Genomic DNA, 24,048 nt, shown 5'->3' with positions numbered 1-24,048 from the left:
AACCGCACGACAACCCGCCGGCGCCCACCCGGCCGACGGCGGTCAGAGTATGACAGACCCTAGCCGTCGACCTCGTACTGTCCGACCGTGCGGAAGTACCGCAGGGTCTGCGGGGAGCCGTCGTCCAGAGCGTCGTTGGCCTCGGCGCGCAGGGCGTCGCTGATGTTCGGGTCCGCGAGCATGCGGACGATGTAGAAGCGGTCGTCCTCGGCCTGGGCGAGCGGGTAGCCGGTCTCCCTGAAGGCGCGCAGCGCTTCCGGGGAACCGTCGTCCAGAACCTCGTTCGCCTCCCGGACCACCCGCTTGTCACCGGCGCCCGTCGCCACGAACAGGATGTGCGCGACGGCGACCCGGTCGTCCTCGGCCTGGGCAAGCCGGTAGCCGGTCTCCAGCCATGCGCGCACCGCTTCCGGGGAACCGTCGTCCAGAACCTCGTTCGCCTCCCGGACCACCCGCTTGTCACCGGCACCCGTCGCCACGAACAGGATGTGCGCGACGGCGACCCGGTCGTCCTCGGCCCGGGCAAGCCGGTAGCCGGTTTTGAGGAAGGTGCGCATGTCGTCGACGGTGCCGTTCAGGGCCTTGTCGGCCTCCCGGACGACCGCCTCACCGCTGTCCTCGTCCGCGACGATGTCGGCTATCGCGGCGCGCAGTTCGGCCTCGGACATCTCGTCCACAGGCGTATCGGACGTGACGGCCACGGTGGTTGCCGGGGCGGGGGAAGCGGTGGCGAACGCAGGGGCGCTGAGGAGAAGGGCCGGTGTCAGGGCGGTGGCGACGACGAGCAGAGCCGCGCGGGTCGGTCTCATGGATGCATGCCTCCGTGATCGAACTGTCCGTGAGCCGATCTTCATCCCGGCACACCACGAACATCAAGGCCAACTCACTCGACATCAAGCCAAGTTGAACCTCGAAGCTGTGGCGACCCGGACGGCGACCCTTGATCGATGACCGATCAGAGCGAGTGGATCTAGGATCTGACGACGCATCCGATGGGGATGCCGCTCGAGTGGGGGACGGGAACCAAGTGGAACTGCGTTTGGCGCGCCGTGCCGTGGCGATGGCCGCGGTGCTGGGCGCATCGGTGGGACTCACGCTGTCCACGGGGGTGTCGGCCAGGGCCGACGACCCGGTGGTGACGTTGCAGCAGCCGGCTCCGGTGGCGGTCGCCCCGGCCGACATGACGGGGGTGGCGAAGACGGCCCAGCCGTACTTCGACTTCCGCACGACGGGACCGCTGAACAACCAAGGCACGCTGACGATCGACGTGACACAGCTCGCCACGATCGCCCGCGTGACCTTCTCGGACAACTGCACCGTGAAGCACCATGTGGCCACGTGTGCCGAATGGCTCTGGGACCCGGACGGGCCGAATTCCACAGTCGGTACCGCAACCCAGATGACGATCCGGGCCCTGCCGGGCGCAGCCGTCGGGTCGACCGCCGAGTACACGGTGAGCGGCACCGCCGACGGTGCGACGATCGTCGGCGGCCGGGGATCGGTGGAGATCGGCGGCCCGGCCTACAACCAGGGTCAGGCGAAGAACCTCACGGACGTCGCCGTGGGTTCGGCCGTCACCGTCCCGGTGCGGTTCACCAACATCGGTGACCGGCCGGCGGACTCCACTTGGGTACTGCTGACGGCATCGCCGGGACTGAGCTTCACCAGGCACTACACGAACTGCGTGTACAGCACGAACTTCAGCTCGAGGGAGGCGCAGACGGCGCTGTGCACGATCCCCGGTCAGGTGCTGCCCGGGGAGAGAGCCGCGGTGAGCCCGGCGCCCAGGGTGCGGGTCGAGCCCAGCGCGTACTACACGTACCTGGACACGGAGATCGCGCCGGTCGGTGACGCCGGCATTCAGTCACAGCTGGCCGGCCGGCAGTGGGCGCAGGGCACCGGCGGCCGACTGACGCTGAAGGTCATCACGCCGGGGACCGCGACGGACGCGCCGTCCGGCACCGTGTCGCTGCCCATGACCGGTGCCCGCGGCGACGCCCGGATCACCAGCCTCCGGGCCGACAACGCGGCCGACTTCGCGGTCACCGGCGACAGCGCGACGGCAGCGCAGGGCGACACCGTGACGATGAACTTCAGCATGGTGAACAACGGCCCGGCGACCATCTTCTACCGCAGCGGCGACACCATCGGAGCCGAGGTCGGCCTGCCGCCCGGCACCCATGTGGTGAGCACGTCCGCCAACTGCCGGCTGGCGACGTACGGCAAGCCGGACGGTCCGTACGACTGCGAGGGGGCCGATATCGTCACCCCTGCCGGCACCGTCGCGCACTTCTCCATGACCTTGCAGGTGGATGAGGTCATCGCGGGCGCGCAGGGCTCGGTCTCGATGGACTGGAGCCCCGACGGCAGTTACCGTCCGCCGTTCGACCCGGACGCGGCGAACGACACCGCCGCACTGACGCTCAACTGATCCGTTCCGTTCCCCTGCCCGGCCGGCCTTCGCGTGCGGAGGCCGGCCGGACCCGTTGCGGCCGGGCGACGGGGTCGGCCCGGTCGGCGGGCGCTGCGGCGAGTTTCAGCCGGGCTCAAGGCCGTGCCCATGAAGAGAAGACTCAGGCGCGGGTCCATATGTGCATCACCCCGAAGTCGGAGGTCGCGTACGTGTACCAGGTGCCGTCGGCCAGGGCCTGGGCGGCGCTCGTCACAGGGAGTGGGTACGTGATCTGCTCGGGGGTCTGCTGTCCTGTCGAGAGCAGCCAGTGGCGACCGACGCCCCACTCCTCGTCGCTCTCGACGGTGCCGGCGATCAGGGTCGTCTCGTCCAGGAAGCCGCCGGCCCAGTCCCAGGCGGGCCAGACTTCGTCGTTCTCCGGTTCGGCTTCCGGATGGCGCGGGACATCGGACTCGACGTCCCACTGCGTGAGGACCGAGCCGTCGGCGGTATCGCGCACCGCGAGCGTGCCCTGGTCATGGGACACGGTCATGAAGCGCTCGCCGGACGGGTTCAGCCCGATCAGCACGAGGTCCTGGCCGTCGAAGTAGTTCACGGCCAGGGTCCGACCGTCCCAGCGCCCCCAGCGCAGGGGCGCCCCGTCCTGACCCTCCCCGATGCTCAGCCCCATCTGCCCCGGGTCCGGATGGGCCAGGTGCTCGCTTCCGGCCGCCGCGGCGCAGGCGTCCACCCGGGCGAGCACCCGACCGTCGTCAGCCGAGACGATCAGCCACTCGTCAATCACCCCGTCCTCCAGCTCACCCTCCGGCAGCGGGCCACGCACATGTGCCCACACCAGCCGGCCGTCCGACGAGAACCCGGCCGAACCGCGCTCCGGATACTTGTGATCGGGCCGGTCGGCATACTCCTCGTACGACTCGTGCATCTCCAGGCAGGCGCCGTACCAACACCCGTGCCGGATCTCCCAGCGCACGGTTCCCGACGGCTCCACCGCCCGTACGGCGTGCACGCCCGCGAAGACCGCGAGACTTCCGTCCGGCGCCACGGCCCACGTCCCCCTCCGCTGCGGCCACGGCGCCGGAAACCTGACCGACGCCTCTTCAGACGTACCGAGCGCGTACGAGTCGTCCAGGGGGACCCAGAGTGCCTCCCGGTCGCCACGCTGCAACAACGCCGTCCGACCAGCCGACCGTGAGATCTCCGGTGCCTGCGCCTTCGAGGCGGACAGCGGCGCGGTCAACGTGGCGACCAGACGGGCGGCGACAGGGGACACGGAACTCTCCGGGGCAGAGCGGATGTCTGTATGCGGCGAACAGTACGACACGGCAATGACATCGCCCGAGGCACCGGCGGGGCCCGCTCCCGGCCGCCCACCACAGCCGACGCATTAGCGCCCTTCACGTTCCGGCACGTTCAACGCATCGCAGGCGTCCCCCTACCGGTCCGGAGATACGCAGCATGGAAGACCGCGGTGGGACACCGGCGTGCTCCGGCACATCACTTCGGCACCGTGTCCTTGCAACTCTCCGAAACCCTCACCACGTCGAAGATGACTCGGAGACTGGTGATCTGCTGGTTCGGGCCCGGCTGGGAGTTGCAGATCTTCCACGCGGCCGGGTCGTCCACCGGACGGCCCTGTCCGCTCGCGTCCTTGAAGGTCATGTCGAGTTCGGAGCTCATCTGCTCGTACGCGCGCCCGGCGTTGCCGCCGATGACATCGGGCATGATGGCGGCGACAGGCTCAGGTGCTGCCGATCGACGCGTTTCGGCGGACCTCGATCCGGTTGTGGTGCTCGCCGCGTCATCCGGCACGGACGACGCGCCGCAGGCGGTGACTGAGGCCAGGAGCGTGGCGACGAGGGCGGGTCTCAGAAGCTCGGTGACGGTCATGCTTCCCCCTGGGCGTGACGGCGGTTCGGAAAATTGTTCACCGTGAGACACGAGGAAGTACCGCCTTCTAGATCAACTCTAAGCCGCCGTCGCCGCGAACCTAGCCGCGCTCGCGTTCCTGGCCTCGGTCGTGGCTTGGGGCGTGGTCACCGTCGTCCGCTCGACAGGCGGCAGCGACGGTAAGGCAGCCGCCCAAGAACCTCGCCAAAGCCCGGGGACACCGCCGCTGACGACTGCCCCTCGCCTCCGGCCCAGCAGTGTCCAGCCCTACTCGGGCAGGGGGAGCAGGCTGCCGCTCCAGCGCTCGTCGTCATCCCCGGCCGCCGTCACGCGGAGCCCGAAGGCGTTCTCCGCCAGGGCCAGCACGCTGTGCAGCGGATCGGACCGGCCGGGGACGAGCCCGAGCGGGCGCATGAACGCGTCGAGCCGCTGCGGGTCCAGGCCGGTAGGTTCGATCGGCTGGAGCGTGTGGAAGTCGACGATGATGTCGCCGTTGACCGCGTACTTGAACCAGTGCATCGGCTTCTCGTTGTAGTGCAGAGCAACGGCCTCGGTCCCCCGCGAGACCTCGGACAGGATCCGCGCGTCCAGCCCGTGGCTGCCGCCCTGTTCCCACGCCCACGTCCACGCACCGTCGGTACCGGTCGTCACCACGGGTTCGTCCTCGTCGTACAGGGCGTCGTCGAAGTCGTCGTACAGATCCATGGGATCGCGCAGCGCCAGGGTGTCCGGATCGATCCCCATACGGGTCAGCAACTCCGTGGGGGACAGGCCCTTGGCGAAGGTCAGCGTGTAGATGGGGATATCGCCGCGGAAATGATCCAGACCACGGCCCGTAGCGCTACTCGTCATGCCCGGGATGCTGTCACGGCCCCTGACACCCCGGCCGAACGCCGGCGGCGGGCTCGGGCAACCGCACTCCCCCGCCGAGCGCCTACCTCGGCCACAGCGACCCGGGGTTCACGCTCCGGGTCTACGCGCACCTCGTTCCTCGACCACAGGGTCGCACCGGTCTCGTCGACCACTGCGGCCCAGTGACGGCCCTCGCCCGCGTCGATACCGAACGATATCCGGGCCCGCTGTTGGCTCACGCGTCCCTCCTGCAGCCGAGTCTTGTGCCGTCGGGCCCGTAGGACACCCCGTCGTCAGCTCCGTAAACAGCGACGCGTTCCGCGTCTTTCGATCAGCGGCCAGGGCGCCTCGAAGGGCCGGACGGCCTTCAGCCAAGCCACGTCGGCAAGCTGCTTTGAAGCCACATCCGGCCTTCCAGGGCCACCGAACAACTTGGGGAGTTGCTTTACCAGTAGCCCGACAGGTACCTTGCACCGCATGGTAGCTCCTGATGAACCACGTTCAGGGATCAGCCAACTCAGGAGGGGCGTACTGCAGTTCTGCGTCCTGGCGCAGCTGCGAGACCGTGAAAAGTACGCCTACGAGCTGGTGCGGGAACTGTGTGACGCGCACGGGCTGGTGACCAGCGAAGGCACGATCTACCCCCTGCTGTCCCGGCTTCGAAAGGACGAGTGGGTCAGCTCTTTCCTGCGCGAGTCCGAAGTCGGGCCGGCGCGCCGCTATTACACGCTGACGTCCGCAGGACGCCAAGCGTTGGAGAAGTTCACGAGCGACTGGGCGCAGTTCCGAACAGCCGTCGACAAACTGCTGGACAATGAGGAGGACCATCGATGACTTCTGAGCGCAAACAGCTCATCGAGGAGTACCTGAAGCGCCTGGACAGCGCCTCGGTGGCCCTTGCGCCGCAGCGTCGTGCGGAGCTCAGAGAAGAGATTCGTGAGCACATCGACGCGGCTACGGACGAGGTGGAGATCCTGGACGCGACTGCCGTACGTGCCATCCTGGGGCGCCTGGGATCTCCGGAGGAGATCGTCTCAGCCGAGCAGGGTCCGGCATCCACGGGCTCTGCGCCCGCGGTCGTCCTTGCCCCTGCCCCAGCGGCTCACCTGACTGAGACACAACAGCCCCCACTGAGCAGCACCAGGAACGAAGGGCCGGAACCGGCCGGTTCCCGGTCGTCGGCGTCATCGAAGGCCAGGCGGCCCGGTAGGAAGATCTTCGTTCTCGGTGCAGCGGCGACGCTCACCATCTGTTTGCTGGCACTGAGCTGGTGGGCCCTGCAGTCGTCCCATCCGAACGACGCCATACACCAGCCCAGCGGGCCAACGGCGACGAGCACCCCGTAACGGCGACACGCTCCGAGAGCCGCAGTCGTTGCAGGCGCTCTCGTCGACACTTTGCACCCCGCCCGATCCACAGGCGGGCTTGCCCAAGCCCCTATGGGCAGACTTGCGGCGCGAAGCCGCACAACTCCGAGCCCTCTTCGGGTGACTTGACGTGACGCCGGCCAGAACGTCAGAACGCTGACGGCTCGCCTGAGGACACTGGTCCCGTGCCCGACGGCCGGGAAACGGCCCGGAGCCAGTGACACGCAACGGGGCCGACGGTCCACGACCGTCGGCCCCATGCGACGTCTCAGCGAGAAACCCGCCCTGACCTGCGCCTACAGCACCGGCAGATTCTTCCGCAGCTCGAACGCGGTCACCTCGGAGCGGTACTCGTGCCACTCCGCCTGCTTGTTGCGCAGGAAGAAGTCGAAGACGTGCTCCCCCAGCGTCTCGGCGACCAGGTCGCTGCGCTGCATCAGCGTCAGTGCCTCGCCGAGGTTCTGCGGCAGGGGCTCGATGCCCATCGCGCGGCGCTCGGCGTCCGTCAGGGCCCAGACGTCGTCCTCGGCGCCCGGCGGGAGTTCGTAGCCCTCCTCGATGCCCTTCAGGCCGGCCGCCAGCAGGACCGCGTAGGCGAGGTACGGGTTGGCGCCCGTGTCGATCGAGCGGACCTCGACCCGGGCCGAACCGGTCTTGCCCGGCTTGTACATCGGGACCCGGACCAGGGCCGAACGGTTGTTGTGGCCCCAGCAGATGTACGACGGCGCCTCGCCGCCGGCGCCCGCGGTGCGCTCGGAGCCGCCCCAGATGCGCTTGTAGGAGTTGACCCACTGGTTGGTGACCGCCGAGATCTCCGCCGCGTGCCGCAGCAGGCCGGCGATGAAGGAGCGGCCGACCTTGGAGAGCTGGTACTCGGCTCCGGACTCGTAGAACGCGTTGCGGTCACCCTCGAAGAGGGACAGGTGCGTGTGCATGCCGGAGCCCGGGTGCTCGGAGAACGGCTTCGGCATGAACGTCGCCTGCACGCCCTGCTCCAGCGCCACCTGCTTCATGACCAGGCGGAACGTCATGATGTTGTCGGCCGTGGACAGCGCATCCGCGTACCGCAGGTCGATCTCCTGCTGACCCGGCGCGCCCTCGTGGTGGGAGAACTCCACGGAGATGCCCATCGACTCCAGCATCGTGATCGCCTGACGGCGGAAGTCCATGCCGATGTTCTGGGGCGTGTGGTCGAAGTAGCCGGAGTTGTCGGCCGGGGTCGGGCGGGTGCCGTCGAGGGGCCGGTCCTTCAGCAGGAAGAACTCGATCTCCGGGTGGGTGTAGAAGGTGAACCCCAGGTCGGAGGTGCGGGCGAGGGCCCGCTTGAGCACATACCTGGGATCCGCGAAGGACGGCGAGCCGTCCGGCATGAGGATGTCGCAGAACATACGGGCCGTGCCCGGGGCCTCGGCCCGCCACGGCAGGACCTGGAACGTCGACGGGTCCGGCTTGGCGATCATGTCGGACTCGTAGACCCGCGCGAATCCCTCGATGGCCGAGCCGTCGAAGCCGATGCCCTCGTCGAAGGCCTGCTCCAGTTCGGCGGGCGCCACCGCCACGGACTTGAGGAAACCCAGCACGTCCGTGAACCACAGGCGTACGAAACGGATGTCGCGCTCCTCCAACGTACGGAGCACGAACTCCTGCTGCTTGTCCATCTTCCGCTTCCCCATCCTTGCTGGTCAGGCCGCCTGCCGGTAGCACGCGAGAGGCGGTCGGGCACCTGAGCATCACACCACAACACCGTTTCGTCCGCGTTGCGGACCTTGATCGACCGGCCGACTCCGGACCGAACACCCCGCATCCCGGCGATGTCCTGCTCTGCCGCCCATCTTGCCTGTTCGTCGGCCCATGTGTAATGGCCGACCCCTTCCCACCGCACCCCACCTTTAATTTGCATCTCAGATGCAACTTTTATTACCGTGTCGAGTGCCCGAGGGGCCGAGCCCTCCCTCCACGAAGGAGTCCCGATGCTGTCCGAACAGTCGGCCGCCACCGTGCGCGCCACCCTCCCCGCCGTCGGCGCCTCCCTCGGGGAGATCACCGAGCGCTTCTACGACGGGCTGTTCACCGCCCATCCGGAACTGCTGCGCGACCTCTTCAACCGCGGCAATCAGGCGGCCGGCACCCAGCGCCAGGCACTGGCCGCCTCGATCGCCGCCTTCGCCGCCCACCTGGTGGAGCACCCGGACGAGCGGCCCGACGTGATGCTGAGCCGCATCGCCCACAAGCACGCGTCCCTCGGTGTGGCACCGGATCAGTACGCGATCGTCCACCAGCACCTCTTCGCCGCCATCGCGAAGGTCCTCGGGGACGCGGTCACCCTCGAGGTCGCGGCCGCCTGGGACGAGGTGTACTGGCTGATGGCGAACGCGCTGATCGCGATCGAGAAGCGGCTGTACGGGGCGAGCGGGCAGACCGGCTGGCGGAGGTGGCGGGTGGCCGGGCGCGTCGAGGAGACCGAGGACGTCGCCACCTTCCAGCTCCGTCCGGCCGACGGCGACCCCGTCCCGGACTTCCGCCCCGGCCAGTACGTCTCCGTCCGCGTCGAGCTCCCCGACGGCGCCCGGCAGATCCGCCAGTACAGCCTCTCCGCCGCGCCCGGCTCACCGCTGCGGCAGTTCAGCGTCAAGCGTGTCCGCGGCGGCGCGGGCCCGGACGGGGAGGTCTCGACCCATCTGCACGCGCACGTACGCGAGGGTGAGGTCCTCGAGCTGTCCGCGCCCTACGGCGACCTGGTCCTGGACGCCACCGAGGCCCCCCTGCTGCTGGCCTCCGCCGGCATCGGCGTGACACCGATGATCGCCATGCTGGAGGAGCTGGCCCGCACCGGCCACGGCTCACCGGTCACCGTCGTGCACGCGGACCGCTCGCCCGCCGCGCACGCCCTGCGCGCCGACCACGAGGGCTTCGCGACCAAGCTGCCTCACGCCGACGTGCACTTCTGGTACGAGGAGGGCGCCCACGAATCCGCCCGCACCGGCCGTGTCGACCTCGCCACGGTGCCGGTCGCACCGGGCACGCGCGCCTACCTGTGCGGTCCGCTGCCCTTCATGCGGTCGGTGCGCACCCAGCTCATCGACAAGGGCGTGGCGCCGGCGGACATCCACTACGAGGTGTTCGGGCCGGACCTCTGGCTCGCCCAGGGCTGACGAAGCCCTCCCCGGGCCGGACGCCCGCGCGGCCGGACCGGCCGCGCGCGGTTCAGGAAGGCCGGGGGGAGATCCCCAGCAGCAACGGTCCCGTCGGGGCGGCCACCACGTCCTCGACCGTCAACGGGTCCAGCGAGGCGAAGAACGCCTCCTGGGCCCGTCGCAGCGCGCCCCGCAGCCGGCACCCGGTGTGCAGGGGGCAGGGCGTGGCGCCCTCGCAGTCGACGACGTCCCCGTCGCCCTCGAAGGCACGGACGACCGCTCCCACCGACGCCGTACGCCCGGCGTCGGTCAGCGCGAGACCGCCGCCACGGCCGCGCCGGGCTTCGAGCAGCCCCATGTGCTGCAGTTCGGCGACGACCTTCGCGGCGTGCGTGTAGGGCACGTCCATGGCCGCCGCGACCTCGCGGGTCGTGGGGTTGGAGCCGCCCGCGACGGCGAGCCTCATCAGGACACGCAGTGCCAGGTCGGTGGAGCGCAACAGCCGCATGCCGCCAGCGTAAATAATGCGCATCCACGCTTCAAATTATCGGCAGAAAGGTCTCTTGTTCGGCCATTCCCGTGCCCGCCGTAGGTGAGGGCTCCCCCGCCCCACTACGATCAGCCGTCCCGAACGTCCCTCCCTCAAAGGACTCCGCATGGGCTCCGCGAACAAGACCGGCTCCTCCGCCGACCGCAGGGCGCGCATAGAGGAGATGCGCCGTGCCGAGCGCGCACGCGAGCGCCGCAACCGGATCGTCACCGTCGCCGCGAGCGTGGTCGTCGTCGCCGGCCTCGCCGTCGGCGGTGTCGTCCTGCTCCAGTCGCAGTCCGGGGACAAGGCCTCCGCGGCGAGCGACGACAAGGGTTCGGGCGGGTTCGTCACCGGTGCGGACGGGGTGAAGACCTGGAAGGGGACGCTGGGCCGCACCCACACCGGCAAGACCGTGTCCTACCCGATGGAGCCCCCGGTCGGCGGCGACCACAATCCGGTCTGGCAGAACTGCAACGGCGACGTCTACACCAAGCCCGTCAACAACATGAACGCGGTGCACTCGCTCGAGCACGGGGCGGTCTGGGTGACGTACAGCAGCAAGGCGCCCAAGGCCGACGTCGACGCGCTGACGGCCAAGGTCAGGAAGACGCCGTACACGCTGATGAGCCCCGTCGAGGACCAGAAGGACCCGATCATGCTCTCGGCCTGGGCCCACCAGCGCACGGTGAAGAGCGCGAGCGACCCGGCCGTCGACGCGTTCTTCGCCCAGTTCGTCCAGGGCTCCCAGACGCCCGAGCCGGGGGCCGCGTGCACCGGTGGGCTGGGGCAATGAGGCACGTCGGCTGGATCACCGGGGCCGCCGCGGCGGCGCTCGTCGCGGCCGGGGCGATCACGTACGCGGTCGCCGAGGACGCCGGGCCCACGGCGAAAGCGCCCACCGTCGGCTCCGCGGACGCGGGCTTCGCCCGGGACATGGCGGTGCACCACCAGCAGGCCGTCGAGATGTCGTACATCGTGCGCGACCGCACTAAGGACGACGAAGTGCGCCGACTCGCCTACGACATCGCGCAGACGCAGGCCAACCAGCGTGGCATGCTGCTGGGTTGGCTCGACCTGTGGGGACTGCCGAAGGTGTCCGCCGATCCGCCGATGACCTGGATGGGCATGGGTGACATGCCCCCCGGCGAGGACGGCGCGCTGATGCCCGGCATGGCGACGAACACCGAGATGAAGAAGCTCGGCACACTGCAGGGCAAGCAGGCCGAGATCCTCTACCTCCAGATGATGACCGACCATCACAGGGGCGGCATCCACATGGCCGAGGGCTGTGTCGCCAAGTGCACGGTGGGCGTGGAGAAGAGGCTCGCGCAGGGCATGGTCGACGCACAGCAGTCGGAGATCGAGCTGATGGCCACGATGCTCAAGGAGCGCGGCGTGAAGCCGCGCGACTGACGGGGCTCTCCGGACGGGGGTCCGGGAGCCCCGGTGGACCTCTCCGCACCTCCCGGTGCCCGCGGCCCCGGCCCGCTCGGGCAGCCTCAACCAGGCCGCAACACGGGGCGGTTCACCGAAACCGCCCCAAACCCCCACGATTCTCTGTCACTTGAGGTCTTCTTGGCCTTTTCATTCCCCTGGCATGAACCGTTCATCGCAAGAGTGGCCTCCATCGTGTGATCCATTCACCGCGCGTTCCACGCGCGGTTCTACGCGGATCGACGACCACGACATGCGAAGAACCGCATCGCAGGGGGTTTTATGAGATCCAACCGCGCCAAGGCGCGCGCCGGCGTGAGCCTGGCAGCGACACTGCCGCTTCTCACCGGCGCACTGGCGCTCGGCATACCCGCGGCCCACGCCGCGGACAACCCCGGCCGTGACGCGCTCGCGGGCACCAGGCCCGTGTGGGCGACGGCCAAGGCGGACAAGGGCGCGACCTCCAACGGCGCCCAGGTCTCCGCCCGCGTGTACCTCGCAGGCCGCGACGCCAAGGGCCTCGCCGCGTACGCGCAGGCCGTGTCGAACCCGGCATCGCCGCTGTACGGCAAGTACCTGAGCGCCAAGCAGACGCAGCAGCGCTTCGGCGCGACCAAGGCCCAGGTGGCCGCGGTGACGTCGTGGCTGAAGGCGGCGGGACTCCAGGTCACCTCCGTCACTGCGCACTACGTCTCCGTCACCGGCGATGTGGCCGCCGCGGAGAAGGCGTTCGGCACCCAGCTGCACAACTACGCGAAGGGCTCGAAGACCTACCGGGCGCCGACGCAGACGGCCTCCGTTCCGGAGAGCCTGAAGGGTGCCGTCCTGACCGTCACCGGTCTGGACAGCGCTCCGCACAAGGCCGGGCACAAGGACGCGCTGCCGCCGCCGGACGCCGTGTTCAAGAACGCCGGGCCGTTCTCCTCGTACTACGGCTCGAACACCGCGAAGACCCTTCCCTCCGCGTACGGCACGAAGATCCCGTACGCCGTCCAGGGCTACACCGGCAAGCAGCTGCGGGCCGCGTACGGCGCCGGGAAGTACACGGGCAAGGGCGTCCGGGTGGCCATCACCGACGCGTACGCCTCGCCGACCATCGCCTTCGACGCGGCCACCTACGCGAAGAAGCACGGTGACGCCGCCTACGGCAGCGGCCAGCTGCACCAGGTGCTGCCGGGCACGTACACGAAGACCGAGGAGTGCGGGGCCGCCGGCTGGTACGGCGAGGAGACCCTCGACGTCGAGGCCGTGCACGCGGTCGCGCCCGCCGCCGACATCACGTACGTGGGCGCCGCCTCCTGCTACGACGACGACCTCCTCGACTCACTCGGCAAGATCGTCGACGGTCACCTGGCCGACATCGTCTCCAACTCCTGGGGCGACATCGAGGCGAACGAGACGCCGGACGTCGCGGCCGCCTACGACCAGGTCTTCCAGTTCGGCGCGGTCGAGGGCATCGGCTTCTACTTCTCCTCCGGCGACAACGGCGACGAGGTCGCCCACACCGGTACGAAGCAGGTCGACACCCCGGCCAACTCGGCCTGGGTGACCGCGGTCGGCGGTACCTCGCTGGCCGTCGGCAAGGGCGACAAGTACCTGTGGGAGACCGGCTGGGGCACGGACAAGGCCAACCTCTCGACCGACGGCAAGAGCTGGGTGGACTTCCCCGGCGCCTACACCTCGGGCGCGGGCGGCGGCACCAGCAAGACGGTCGCGGAGCCCTTCTACCAGAAGGGCGTCGTGCCGGACGCGCTGGCCAAGGCGAACAACGCCACCGGTAACCGCGTCGTCCCGGACATCGCGGCGATCGCCGACCCCAATACCGGCTTCAAGGTCGGCCAGACGCAGACCTTCCCGGACGGGTCGCAGCAGTACAGCGAGTACCGGATCGGCGGCACCTCGCTCGCCGCGCCCGTGATCGCGGCCGTGCAGGCGCTGTCCCAGGAGGCCGGCGGCGGCAAGGCGATCGGCTTCGCCAACCCGGCGATCTACGCCAAGAACGGGTCGAAGGTGTACCACGACGTCACTGACAACCCGACGGGTTCCGGTCTCGCCGTGGCGCGTGTCGACTTCGTCAACGGCTTCGATGCCGCGGACGGCGTCGCCACCTCGGTCCGCAGCCTCGGCAAGGACAGCTCGCTGAGCGCCGTGAAGGGCTACGACGACGTGACCGGTGTGGGCTCGCCCGCTTCCGGCTACGTCAACTCGTGGCGCCGCCACTGACCGGCGGCCTCACGCGGTCCCGCGTCGCGCCCGTCCTCCCTCACCGGAGGGCGGGCGCGCGTGCGTCCGGGCGTTCGTGCCGGCGCCCGGAGGACCCGGAGATGACCGTTACGCCGTCGGCGGCCCGGCGCGCCTGCCACGTGGGGCGCCCCACACCCCCATTGTGTCGCTCTGACGATTACTGGCGTCTAGACTGAGCCCGTGCCTCAACTACGCCTCGCCCTGAATCAGATCGACTCGACCGTCGGTGATCTCGCCGCAAACGCCGAGGCGATCCTCCGTTGGACCCGGCACTCCGCCGAGCAGGGAGCGCATCTGGTGGCGTTCCCGGAGATGGCGCTGACCGGGTATCCCGTCGAGGACCTCGCCCTGCGGTCCTCCTTCGTCGAGGCCTCCCGCGCCGCCCTGAGGGACCTCGCCGCGCGCCTCGCCGCCGAGGGCTTCGGCGAGCTGCCGGTGCTCGTCGGCTACCTCGACCGCTCGGAGACCGCCCAGCCGAAATACGGGCAGCCGGCCGGGGCCCCGCAGAACGCGGCGGCGGTACTGCACCGGGGCGAGGTGGCGCTCACCTTCGCCAAGCACCATCTGCCGAACTACGGCGTCTTCGACGAGTTCCGCTACTTCGTGCCCGGCGACACCATGCCGGTCGTGCGGCTGCACGGTGTCGACATCGCGCTCGCCATCTGCGAGGACCTGTGGCAGGACGGTGGCCGTGTACCGGCCGCGCGGTCCGCGGGGGCGGGCCTGCTGCTGTCGATCAACGCCTCGCCGTACGAGCGCGACAAGGACGACACCCGGCTGGAGCTGGTGCGCAAGCGGGCGCAGGAGGCCGGCTGCACCACCGCCTACCTGGCCATGATCGGCGGTCAGGACGAGCTGGTCTTCGACGGGGACTCGATCGTCGTCGCCCCCGACGGCGAGGTGCTCGCGCGTGCGCCGCAGTTCGCCGAGGGATGTGTGGTCATGGACCTCGACCTGCCGCGGGCGGACCCGGACGCGCCGGCGGGCGTGGTGGACGACGGTCTGCGCATCGACCGGCTGGTGCTGTCCGAGGAGCCGCTGCCGGCCTACGAGCCGGAGCTGACAGGCGGATACGCGGAGCGCCTCGACGACGCGGAGGAGGTCTACTCGGCCCTGGTCGTGGGTCTGCGGGCGTACGTGAAGAAGAACGGCTTCCGGTCCGTGCTCATCGGTCTGTCCGGCGGTATCGACTCGGCGCTGGTCGCGGCGATCGCGTGCGACGCGATCGGCGCGGAGAACGTGTACGGCGTGTCGATGCCGTCGAAGTACTCCTCCGAGCACTCGAGGAGCGACGCGGCGCAGCTGGCACGGCGGACGGGCCTGCACTTCCGCACCGTCGCCATCGAGCCGATGTTCGCCGCCTACATGGACGCACTGGGCCTGACCGGGCTGGCGGAGGAGAACCTCCAGTCCCGGCTGCGCGGGACGCTGCTGATGGCGATCTCCAACCAGGAGGGCCACATCGTGCTGGCACCCGGCAACAAGTCGGAGCTGGCGGTGGGCTACTCGACGCTGTACGGCGACTCGGTGGGCGCGTACGGTCCGATCAAGGACGTGTACAAGACGTCGATCTTCCAGCTGGCGCGGTGGCGCAACCGCGCGGCGCAGGAGCGGGGGCAGACGCCGCCCATCCCGGAGAACTCGATCACGAAGCCGCCGAGCGCGGAGCTGCGCCCCGGCCAGGTCGACACCGACTCGCTGCCCGACTACCCGGTGCTGGACGCGATCCTCGACCTGTACGTGGACCGGGACAAGGGCGCGGACGTGATCGTCGCGGCGGGCTTCGAGCGCGAACTGGTGGTGAGGACCCTGCGCATGGTCGACACCGCGGAGTACAAGCGCCGCCAGTACCCGCCGGGCACGAAGATCTCGGCGAAGGGCTTCGGCAAGGACCGCCGCCTGCCGATCACGAACCGTTGGCGCGAACACGCATGACACCCTCGGGGGCGCCGTCGGTCCGACGGCGCCCCCGGGTTGCCGCGCCGCCCCGGTGAGGACGCCGGGTGAGGCTCCGCCGCCCGCCACGGCGGGAACTCCAGGGGGCGGTCGGACCCGCCGGCGAGGCGAGGAGCGAAGCGCCCCGGGTGGAGGGCTTCGGGCGGACCGCCGTGTCAGCCGTGCACGGTCTCCGCGTGCTCCGGGACATGCGTCGCGATCACACGTTCCCGGCCGCTCAGCGGGCCCCGTCGCCGGTCAACCGCGTGGGCGACCCCCGCCACGGCCAGTCCCAGGACCGCCAGGGCCGCGCCCGCGAGGGCCGGGGACGTGACGCCGAAGCCCGCCGCGAGGGCGAGGCCGCCGATCCAGGCACCGCCCGCGTTCGCCAGGTTGAAGGCCGCCTGGTTCGCCGAGGACGCGAGGGAGGGGCCCGCGGACGCCTTCTCCATCACCATCAGCTGCAGCGGTGAGCCCGTGATGAAGGCCGCCGTGCCGAGCAGCGTCACCGCCAGGGCGGCGCTCCACTGGGCACCCATGAGCAGCGGGAACAGCAACAGGACGACGACCATCGAGGTCAGGCCGCCGAACAGGGTGCCCAGCAGCGAGTGGTCCGAGAGCCGGCCGCCCACCAGATTGCCGATGGTCGCGCCGACGCCGAACAGGGCCAGCAGCAGGGTGACACTGGCGTCGGCGTAGCCCGCGGCGTCCGTCAGCATCGGTGTCACATAGCTGTAGGCCGAGAACAGCGCGCCGAAGCCCGCCACCGTTGTGCCCAGGGCCAGCCAGACCGGCAGGGAGCGCAGGGCCACCAGTTCGCCCCTCAGGCCGCCGGACGGGGCGTGGGTGTGGTCCTTGGGGATCAGCAGGAACAGCGACGCGATCGCCGCCGCGCCGATCACGCTCACCCCCAGGAACGTGGCCCGCCACCCGAGGTCCTGGCCCATCAGGGTGGCCACCGGCACACCCGCGATGTTGGCGACCGTCAGCCCGAGGAACATCAGGGAGACCGAGCGGGCCTTGCGTTCCGGCGCCACCAGGTTCGTGGCGACCACCGCCCCGACGCCGAAGAACGCACCGTGCGGGAGACCGCTCAGGAAGCGCGCGGCCAGCAGCCAGTGGTAGTCGGGGGCGAGCGCGGACAGCGCGTTGCCGAGGACGAACAGCACCATCAGACCGATGAGGACGGTGCGGCGGGACATACGGGCAGTGACCGCGGCGAGCAGCGGCGCGCCGATCACCACACCCAGCGCGTACGCGGACACCAGGTGCCCGGCGGCGGGGATGGATATGCGCAGGTCGTCCGCGACGTCGGGCAGCAGGCCCATCATCACGAACTCGGTCGTACCGATGCCGAAGGCGCCCACGGCGAGGGCGAGCAGGGCCAGGGGCATGAAGGGCCTTTGCCTTTCAGGAGCAGGGTTCCGTCACCTTATATGTTCAAGTACGGAACAAAGCATGCCAGGCCCAGTATTCCGCCAGGTTACGGCGTGGTGACCTTCACACGCGCCGCGATGGGCAGATGATCGCTGCTCGTCCGCGGCAGGGTCCACGAGCTCGTCGGTTCCACGCCCCTGACCATGATCTGGTCGATCCGCGCCATCGGGAACGACGCCGGCCAGCTGAAGCCGAACCCGCTGCCCGCCGCACCCTGCGTGGACCGCATCTGCGAGGTCACGGCGTTGAGCGAACGGTCGTTCATGGTGCCGTTGAGGTCGCCCAGCAGGATCACCTTGTCCAGCTTCTCGTCGGAAATGGCCTCACCGAGCGCGTCCGCACTGGTGTCCCGCTCCCGCGCGGTGAATCCGGCCGCCAGCTTCACCCGCACCGAGGGCATGTGGGCGACATAGACGGCGACCCGGCCCTCCGGCGTGTTCACCGTGGCCCGCATCGCCCGTGTCCAGCCGAGCTTGATGTCCACGGGCGCGATCCCGGTCAGCGGGTACTTGCTCCACAGGCCGACCGTGCCCTGCACCGAGTGGTACTTGTACGTCGACGCCAGCGCCTGCTCGTACACCGGCACCTCGGACGCCTTCAGCTCCTCCAGGGCCAGCACGTCCGCGCCGGAGGCCGCCACGTCACGCGCCGTGCCGTGCGGATCGGGGTTGTCCGCGTTGACGTTGTGCGTGGCGACGGTCAGATCGCCGCCGGCGCCGGTCTTGTCGCCGAACAGACCGCCGAAGAGGTTCAGCCACACGACGACGGGCAGCACCAGGGCGACCAGCGCGGTCGCCGACTTGCGCACCAGCCCGAGAATCAGCAGCAACGGGATGAGGACCACGCCGAGCCAGGGCAGGAACGTCTCGGAGAGACTGCCGAGATTTCCTATGGCGTTGGGGATCCGTGCGTGCATCACCATCACGAGCGCGAGGACGATCGCGAGAGCGGCCAGCACGATCCCGCGACGCCAGATGCCGCGGTCGTCGCGCAGGACGTGGTACAGGTGCCGGAACCGGGACCCTCTGCGGTCCGGCCCCGTGCCGCCGCTGCCCGCCTCCGTCGTGTACGCCTGCGCCATACGTCGCCTCACACCTTGCCGTGCACACCGTCGTCCCCGCGGTTATGACCCTAGGGGATGATCGGCCCCGTTCCCTGCCGCACCCGGGCGGCCGTTCGCGGACGAGGACGGCGAAGTCGGCGTGAGAGGTTCCGGATGAGGGCACGAGTAGGGGCTTCTGTGACGAAACCCGGACACTACGACGGGGAACTGACGGGCCGTAGTCCTTCCATGACCGTGTCGACTATCTGCTCGGCGAGGCCCTCCTCCAGCTTGGCCTCCGGGCGCAGCAGGGAGCGCACGAGCATGGGTCCGACGAGGATGTCGTTCATCAGCTCGATGTCGAGGTCGTCACGCAGTTCGCCGTTCGCCTGCCCGCGGCGCAGGACCTCCAGCCCGAGCCGCCGTCTCGGGGCGACGACGGTCGCGTGGTAGGCGGACCAGATCTTGGGGCTGGTCTTCATCTGCGCGTACACGTTGTGCAGGATCGCCGAGGAGCGACTGGCGAGCCCGCGCTGCCGCAGCGACTCGAGCAGCACGACGAGGTCGTCACGCATCGAGGTGCCGGGCAGCTCGGGGTCCGGGGGCTCGGTGGACCGCATGACGTCGACGAAGAGGTCCTCCTTGTCGCTCCACCGACGGTAGATGGTGGCCTTGCCGACGCCGGCGGTACGGGCGATGCGCTCTATGGAGAGGTCCGCGAGGGGCACACCCTCCTCGATGAGCTTCATCACCCCCTCGACGATGGCCCGTTCGACGGCCTCGCTGCGGGGGCGTCCCCGCACGGGGCAGTCCTGCTGGGTCCGGCTCTCCGCGAGGCTCACATTCGGCTCCGTCCTTGCTGCGCTGGGATGATTCTCCCCGGTGTACGCATGATCGGGCACTCGGCTCCCCGAGTGCCCGGACATGACGTGCCGTCAGTGGTCGGCGGCCACCAACTCCGGCTCCTCCTTGCCGCTCTGCGGAACGGGCGCCTTGCCGGGCAGGAACAGTGCCACGACGATCACGCCGAGCACCGCCACGCCCGCGCCGCACAGCGCCGTCACATGCATCGCGTGCAGGAACGCGTCGTTGGCCGGCGAGACGAGGGCCTTGCCGTTCGGGCCGAGCTTCGCGGCCACACCGAGCGTCGCCTCGATCGACTCGCCCGCGGTGTGCCGGACGCCCGCCGGGAGGAGCGCGAGCTTGTCCTGGATCCCGTCGCGGTACGTGGCCGACAGGACCGAGCCGAGGACCGCGATGCCGAGCGCACCGCCGACCTGGCGGAAGGTGTTGCTGAGCGCGGACGCGGAGCCCGCCTTCTCGCGGGGCAGCGCCTGCATGATGACGACGCTGGTCGGCGTCATGATGTGCGCCATGCCGGTGCCCATGAGGAAGAAGATGACCTCGAGGATCCAGATCGGCGTGTCCGCCTGCAGGGTGGCGAACGCGGCCAGCATCGCGGCGATGATCACCATGCCGCCCGTGGTCGTGGCCCTGTTGCCGAACCGGTCGACCAGCAGCCGGGCGCGCGGCGCGAAGATCATCTGTGCGGCGGCCAGCGGCAGCATCAGCAGGCCCGTCTGCAGCGGCGAGTAGCCCCGCACGCTCTGGGTGTAGAAGACGGAGAAGAAGGTCACGCCCATCAGGGCGAAGAAGACCAGTGCGATCGCCGCGATGGCGGCGGAGAAGACCTTGTTCTTGAAGTAGGTGACGTCGATGGACGGGTGGTCGCTGCGCTTCTCGAAGACCACGAAGAGCGCGAGGACGGCGACACCGGCGGCTATGGTCGCGAGCACCGTGATGTCGGTGAAGTCGGCGAGCTGGCCGCCCTTGATGATGCCGTAGACGAGCAGGACCAGGCCGACGACGGACAGGACGACGCCCACCGGGTCGATGCGGCCGGGGCTGGGGTCGCGGGAGTCGGGGACGAGCCAGATCATCAGGGCCAGGGCGATGACCACGATCGGCACGTTGATGAGGAAGACGGAGCCCCACCAGAAGTGGGCGAGGAGCAGACCACCGGTGATCGGGCCTATCGCGATGGCGAGGCCGACACCGCCCGCCCAGATGCCGATGGCCTTGGGCTGCTCGTCACGCTCGAACACGTTCATGAGGACGGCGAGCGTGGCGGGCATGACGAAGGCCGCGCCGAGGCCCATGAGCGCGCGGAAGACGATGAGCTGAGCGGGCGAACCGGACTCGGCGGCGAGCGCCGACCCCGCACCGAACACGGCCAGACCGGCCAGCAGCATCTTCTTGCGCCCCAGGCGGTCACCCAGCAGACCCGCGGTGAACAGCAGCCCGGCGAAGACCAGGGTGTAGGCGTTGATGGCCCACTCGAGCTCGCTCTGGGTGGCGCCCAGACCGGTCGGCGCCGGAGTGGAGATCGTCTTGATGGCGACGTTCAGGATGGAGTTGTCGAGCACCACGATGAGCAGGCTGAGCATCAGCACGCCGAGAATCGCCCACCGGCGGCGGTGCACCGCCTCGGGCACACGCCGTTCCGCAGGGGCAGCAGGGGTAGTCATGGCAGAGAGCGTAGGGGAATTTCGATACGGAACGGTCTCGTATCTAAAGACTTTACGGAGACCTTAGAAAGAGACCTAGGTCCCGAGTCCGAGCACCCCCTCCCAGGCCCCACGCACACCGTGCGTTCCGGGCCCCGAACGGGTCCTTCCGGGACGCGGACGCCGTCGGCCGGCGGGGCCGGCCGGTGCCGCGCGGGGTGAGCCACCTCGCGCGCCCCGCACTAGCCGGGCGTGGCACGAGGTGCCACCATGGGGGTGGTCCGGGGACGCCGTCAGGGCGCCTCGAGATGACAGAAGGAGCGTTGCGATGACGCAGCTCACGGCTGCCCAGGGGCAGCCCGCTCAGGGTGCGCTCAAGGCCTCCGACAGCAGCAAGGCGCTGTACGGAGGAAAGAGCACCCGCCGCATCACCGTCCGGGACATCTCCGCCGCCAAGGAGCGCGGCGAGAAGTGGCCCATGCTCACCGCCTACGACGCGATGACGGCGTCCGTGTTCGACGAGGCCGGTATCCCCGTGATGCTCGTCGGCGACTCCGCGGGCAACTGCCACCTCGGGTACGAGACGACGGTCCCCGTCACCCTGGACGAGATGACCATGCTGTCGGCCGCGGTGGTACGGGGCACCAAGCGCGCCCTGATCGTCGGCGACCTGCCCTTCGGCTCGTACCAGGAGGGCCCGGTGCAGGCGCTGCGCTCGGCCACCCGCCTGGTGAAGGAGGCCGGCGTCGGCGCGGTGAAGCTGGAGGGCGGCGAGCGCTCGCACGGCCAGATCGAACTGCTCGTGCAGTCCGGCATCCCCGTCATGGCGCACATCGGGCTGACCCCGCAGTCCGTCAACGCCATGGGCTACCGGGTGCAGGGCCGCGGCGAGGAGGCCGCCGCTCAACTGATGCGGGACGCCAAGGCGGTGCAGGACGCCGGCGCGTTCGCCGTCGTGCTCGAGCTGGTCCCGGCGGAGCTGGCCGCGGAGGTCACCCGCGCGCTGCACATCCCGACGGTCGGCATCGGGGCCGGACCCGACACCGACGCACAGGTCCTGGTGTGGACCGACATGCTGGGACTGACCGGCGGGCGGGTGCCGAAGTTCGTCAAGCAGTACGCGGACCTGCGCCAGGTGATGGGCGACGCGGCGAAGGCGTTCGCACAGGACGTCATCGGCGGAACGTTCCCGCTCGACGAGCACTCGGTGCACTGAGACACCGCCGGTTGCGGTGATCGACCTGCTGCGGACCGTTTTCAGGCCGGTCACGCAGTTCCCGCGCCCCTCACGGGGCGCCCGACAGCCCGCCGATCTTCCCCCGTCGGCGGGCTGTCGGCGTCCTGTGGGTGAAGCGGCGGCGGCTGTCGGCGGCCTGTAGGCGGTTTGTCGGTGCCTGCTGGCACCGTGGTCCGCATGACACGAATCGACAACAAGCCCAGCGACGCCGCACCGGACGCGGCCGTCACCGTACGGGGGCTGGTCAAGCACTACGGCGAGACCAGGGCACTGGACGGTGTCGATCTCGATGTGCGCGAGGGCACCGTCCTCGGCGTGCTCGGTCCGAACGGCGCGGGCAAGACCACCCTGGTCCGCTGCCTGTCCACCCTCATCACCCCCGACTCCGGCCATGCCACGGTCGCCGGCTTCGACGTCGTCCGGCAGCCGCGGCAGACGCGGCGCGTGATCGGCCTCACCGGCCAGTACGCCTCGGTCGACGAGAAGCTCTCCGGCTTCGAGAATCTGTACATGATCGGCCGGCTCCTCGATCTGCCCCGCAAGGAGGCCCGGGCCCGTGCGGACGGTCTCCTGGAGCGGTTCTCCCTCACGGAGGCGGCCAAGCGCCCGGCCTCCACGTACTCCGGCGGTATGCGGCGCCGGCTGGACCTCGCCGCCTCCATGATCGGCCACCCGGCCGTCCTCTATCTCGACGAGCCGACCACCGGTCTCGACCCGCGCACCCGCAACGAGGTGTGGACCGAGGTCAAGCGGATGGTCGCCGAGGGCGCCACCGTGCTGCTCACCACCCAGTACATGGAGGAGGCCGAGCAGCTGGCCTCCGAGCTGACCGTCATGGACCGCGGCAAGGTCATCGCCGGCGGCCGCATCGACGAGCTGAAGGCCCGGGTCGGCGGCCGTACGCTGCGCATCCGCCCGGCCGACCCCGGCGAACTGCACCCGACCGCCACGGCGCTCGACGAGTTCGGCCTCACCGGTCCCGGCCGCGCGACCGTGGACACCGAGAGCGGCACCGTCCTCGTCCCCGTCCTCAGCGACGAACAGCTGACCGCGGTCGTCGGCGCGGTCACCGCCCGCGGCATCACGCTCGCCGGCATCACCACCGAACTGCCCAGCCTGGACGAGGTGTTCTTGTCGCTCACCGGCCACAAGGCCAGTGCCCCGCAGGACGCGTCCAACGCCCTTGAAGAGGTCGCCGTATGAGCTCCGCCACCCTGACCGCCCCCGCCGCCCAGGTCTCCGAGGGCCGGATCGGGCTGCGCGCCAACCTCCGCCACATCGGCGCCCTGGTCCGGCGCAATCTGCTGTGGATCCGGCAGGACCCGGAGTCGATGTTCGACGCGGTGCTGATGCCGATCGTCTTCACCCTGCTGTTCGTGTTCGTCTTCGGCGGCGCGATCGCGGGCACCCAGAACCGTGACGCCTATGTCAACTACGTGGTCCCCGGCCTGATGGCGATGATGGGCATGAACATCGCCATGGGGGTCGGGACCGGCTTCAACCAGGACTTCCAGACGGGCGTGATGGACCGCTTCCGGTCCCTGCCCATCGCCCGCTTCTCCGTGCTGATCGCCAAGATCACGGTGGAGATCGGCCGCATGCTGGTCGCCACCGCGGTGCTCCTCACGGTCGGTTTCGTCCTCGGCCTGTCCGTGGCGAACGTGCCGGGGCTGTTCGCCGCCATCGGTCTGTCGATGGTGTTCGGCTTCGGCATCATGTGGATCTTCCTCACCATGGGCGTCGTGATGAAGAACGCCCAGGCCATCCAAGCGATGGGGTTCCTCGTGCTGATGCCTCTGCAGTTCGGATCGTCCATCTTCGCGCCCACGAACACCATGCCCGGCTGGCTCCAGGCCTTCACCGACTACAACCCGCTTTCCTCGCTGGCGGACGCCGCCCGCGGCCTGATGAACGGTGGACAGCCCATCGGCCACGACGTGATGGTGACGGTGCTCTGGTCGGTCGTCCTGACGGCGGTCATGGCCCCGATCGCCATCCGCAAGTTCACCACCAAGGCCTGACGC

General features: G+C 69.7%; 21 protein-coding genes. 11 read left to right on the top strand and 10 right to left on the bottom strand.

What is annotated here, in order from left to right; translation table 11 throughout:
• Positions 1-59: 59 nt before the first annotated feature.
• Entirely contained in the window at positions 60-809 is a 750-nt protein-coding gene (locus ADL25_RS02920; RefSeq protein ID WP_059125995.1) for an ALF repeat-containing protein, read from the bottom strand.
• A 218-nt stretch (positions 810-1,027) separates the two neighbouring features.
• Between ADL25_RS02920 and ADL25_RS02915 the strand changes: the two genes are divergently transcribed.
• Entirely contained in the window at positions 1,028-2,431 is a 1,404-nt protein-coding gene (locus ADL25_RS02915) for a hypothetical protein (protein ID WP_059125994.1), read from the top strand.
• Between the two features lie 142 nt (positions 2,432-2,573).
• Here ADL25_RS02915 and ADL25_RS02910 read toward each other — a convergent pair whose 3' ends face one another.
• From ADL25_RS02910 to ADL25_RS02900, 3 genes are all read right to left on the bottom strand, one after another.
• Entirely contained in the window at positions 2,574-3,686 is a 1,113-nt protein-coding gene (locus ADL25_RS02910; RefSeq protein WP_059125993.1) for a hypothetical protein, read from the bottom strand.
• Between the two features lie 224 nt (positions 3,687-3,910).
• Complete coding sequence (locus tag ADL25_RS48825) at positions 3,911-4,138, bottom strand: hypothetical protein (RefSeq protein ID WP_147317896.1); 228 nt, start codon at positions 4,136-4,138, stop codon at positions 3,911-3,913.
• A gap of 432 nt (positions 4,139-4,570) precedes the next feature.
• Positions 4,571-5,155 (bottom strand): DUF6461 domain-containing protein, encoded by a 585-nt coding sequence (locus tag ADL25_RS02900; RefSeq protein ID WP_220378158.1) that lies wholly within the window; start codon positions 5,153-5,155, stop codon positions 4,571-4,573.
• A 477-nt stretch (positions 5,156-5,632) separates the two neighbouring features.
• Between ADL25_RS02900 and ADL25_RS02895 the strand changes: the two genes are divergently transcribed.
• Entirely contained in the window at positions 5,633-5,989 is a 357-nt protein-coding gene (locus ADL25_RS02895) for a PadR family transcriptional regulator (protein ID WP_059125991.1), read from the top strand.
• Positions 5,986-6,501 (top strand): HAAS signaling domain-containing protein, encoded by a 516-nt coding sequence (locus ADL25_RS02890; protein ID WP_059125990.1) that lies wholly within the window; start codon positions 5,986-5,988, stop codon positions 6,499-6,501. Before ADL25_RS02895 ends, ADL25_RS02890 begins: the two co-directional genes overlap by 4 nt.
• Before the next feature lie 317 nt (positions 6,502-6,818).
• On the opposite strand, the gene ADL25_RS02885 is transcribed toward ADL25_RS02890, so the two are convergent.
• The gene (locus ADL25_RS02885; protein ID WP_059125989.1) at positions 6,819-8,180 is read right to left on the bottom strand and encodes a glutamine synthetase family protein; all 1,362 of its coding nucleotides are present in this window, start codon (positions 8,178-8,180) and stop codon (positions 6,819-6,821) included.
• 312 nt (positions 8,181-8,492) lie between these two features.
• On the opposite strand from ADL25_RS02885, the gene ADL25_RS02880 reads away from it, so the two are divergent.
• A complete protein-coding gene (locus ADL25_RS02880) occupies positions 8,493-9,674 on the top strand; it encodes a globin domain-containing protein (protein WP_059125988.1) in 1,182 nt (393 codons plus the stop codon).
• Positions 9,675-9,726: 52 nt separating this feature from the next.
• Here the strand turns inward: ADL25_RS02880 and ADL25_RS02875 are convergent, their stop codons facing one another.
• The gene (locus ADL25_RS02875; RefSeq protein WP_059125987.1) at positions 9,727-10,164 is read right to left on the bottom strand and encodes an RrF2 family transcriptional regulator; all 438 of its coding nucleotides are present in this window, start codon (positions 10,162-10,164) and stop codon (positions 9,727-9,729) included.
• A 148-nt stretch (positions 10,165-10,312) separates the two neighbouring features.
• Between ADL25_RS02875 and ADL25_RS02870 the strand changes: the two genes are divergently transcribed.
• The 4 genes from ADL25_RS02870 (at position 10,313) to ADL25_RS02855 (ending at position 15,801) form a co-directional block, all read left to right on the top strand.
• Positions 10,313-10,981 (top strand): DUF3105 domain-containing protein, encoded by a 669-nt coding sequence (locus ADL25_RS02870; protein ID WP_059125986.1) that lies wholly within the window; start codon positions 10,313-10,315, stop codon positions 10,979-10,981.
• Positions 10,978-11,601 (top strand): DUF305 domain-containing protein, encoded by a 624-nt coding sequence (locus tag ADL25_RS02865; RefSeq protein WP_059125985.1) that lies wholly within the window; start codon positions 10,978-10,980, stop codon positions 11,599-11,601. The genes ADL25_RS02870 and ADL25_RS02865 overlap by 4 nt, the downstream gene beginning before the upstream one ends.
• 303 nt (positions 11,602-11,904) lie before the next feature.
• On the top strand, positions 11,905-13,845 hold the full coding sequence (locus ADL25_RS02860) for a S53 family peptidase (protein ID WP_059125984.1): 1,941 nt from the start codon (positions 11,905-11,907) through the stop codon (positions 13,843-13,845).
• Between the two features lie 201 nt (positions 13,846-14,046).
• Positions 14,047-15,801: an NAD+ synthase gene (locus ADL25_RS02855; RefSeq protein WP_059125983.1), complete on the top strand. Its 1,755-nt coding sequence runs from the start codon at positions 14,047-14,049 to the stop codon at positions 15,799-15,801.
• Positions 15,802-15,977: 176 nt separating this feature from the next.
• Here the strand turns inward: ADL25_RS02855 and ADL25_RS02850 are convergent, their stop codons facing one another.
• The 4 genes from ADL25_RS02850 to ADL25_RS02835 form a co-directional block, all read right to left on the bottom strand.
• Entirely contained in the window at positions 15,978-17,195 is a 1,218-nt protein-coding gene (locus tag ADL25_RS02850) for an MFS transporter (RefSeq protein ID WP_059125982.1), read from the bottom strand.
• Between the two features lie 89 nt (positions 17,196-17,284).
• Positions 17,285-18,319, bottom strand: a complete 1,035-nt coding sequence (locus tag ADL25_RS02845; RefSeq protein WP_059125981.1) for an endonuclease/exonuclease/phosphatase family protein — start codon at positions 18,317-18,319, stop codon at positions 17,285-17,287.
• Positions 18,320-18,495: 176 nt separating this feature from the next.
• Positions 18,496-19,122, bottom strand: coding sequence for a TetR/AcrR family transcriptional regulator (locus tag ADL25_RS02840; protein WP_059125980.1), 627 nt, complete (start codon positions 19,120-19,122; stop codon positions 18,496-18,498).
• A gap of 93 nt (positions 19,123-19,215) precedes the next feature.
• Positions 19,216-20,808, bottom strand: a complete 1,593-nt coding sequence (locus ADL25_RS02835; protein WP_059125979.1) for an MFS transporter — start codon at positions 20,806-20,808, stop codon at positions 19,216-19,218.
• Positions 20,809-21,115: 307 nt separating this feature from the next.
• Between ADL25_RS02835 and panB the strand changes: the two genes are divergently transcribed.
• The 3 genes from panB to ADL25_RS02820 all read left to right on the top strand — a co-directional run bounded on the left by panB (position 21,116) and on the right by ADL25_RS02820 (position 24,045).
• The gene (gene panB, locus ADL25_RS02830; protein WP_059125978.1) at positions 21,116-22,003 is read left to right on the top strand and encodes a 3-methyl-2-oxobutanoate hydroxymethyltransferase; all 888 of its coding nucleotides are present in this window, start codon (positions 21,116-21,118) and stop codon (positions 22,001-22,003) included.
• A 198-nt stretch (positions 22,004-22,201) separates the two neighbouring features.
• On the top strand, positions 22,202-23,227 hold the full coding sequence (locus ADL25_RS02825) for an ATP-binding cassette domain-containing protein (protein ID WP_059125977.1): 1,026 nt from the start codon (positions 22,202-22,204) through the stop codon (positions 23,225-23,227).
• On the top strand, positions 23,224-24,045 hold the full coding sequence (locus ADL25_RS02820; RefSeq protein WP_059125976.1) for an ABC transporter permease: 822 nt from the start codon (positions 23,224-23,226) through the stop codon (positions 24,043-24,045). Before ADL25_RS02825 ends, ADL25_RS02820 begins: the two co-directional genes overlap by 4 nt.
• Positions 24,046-24,048 lie beyond the last annotated feature (3 nt).

Source organism: Streptomyces sp. NRRL F-5122 (assembly GCF_001507435.1).
Taxonomy (GTDB): Bacteria; Actinomycetota; Actinomycetes; order Streptomycetales; family Streptomycetaceae; genus Streptomyces; species Streptomyces lannensis.
This window is presented reverse-complemented; position numbering and strand designations above follow the sequence as displayed.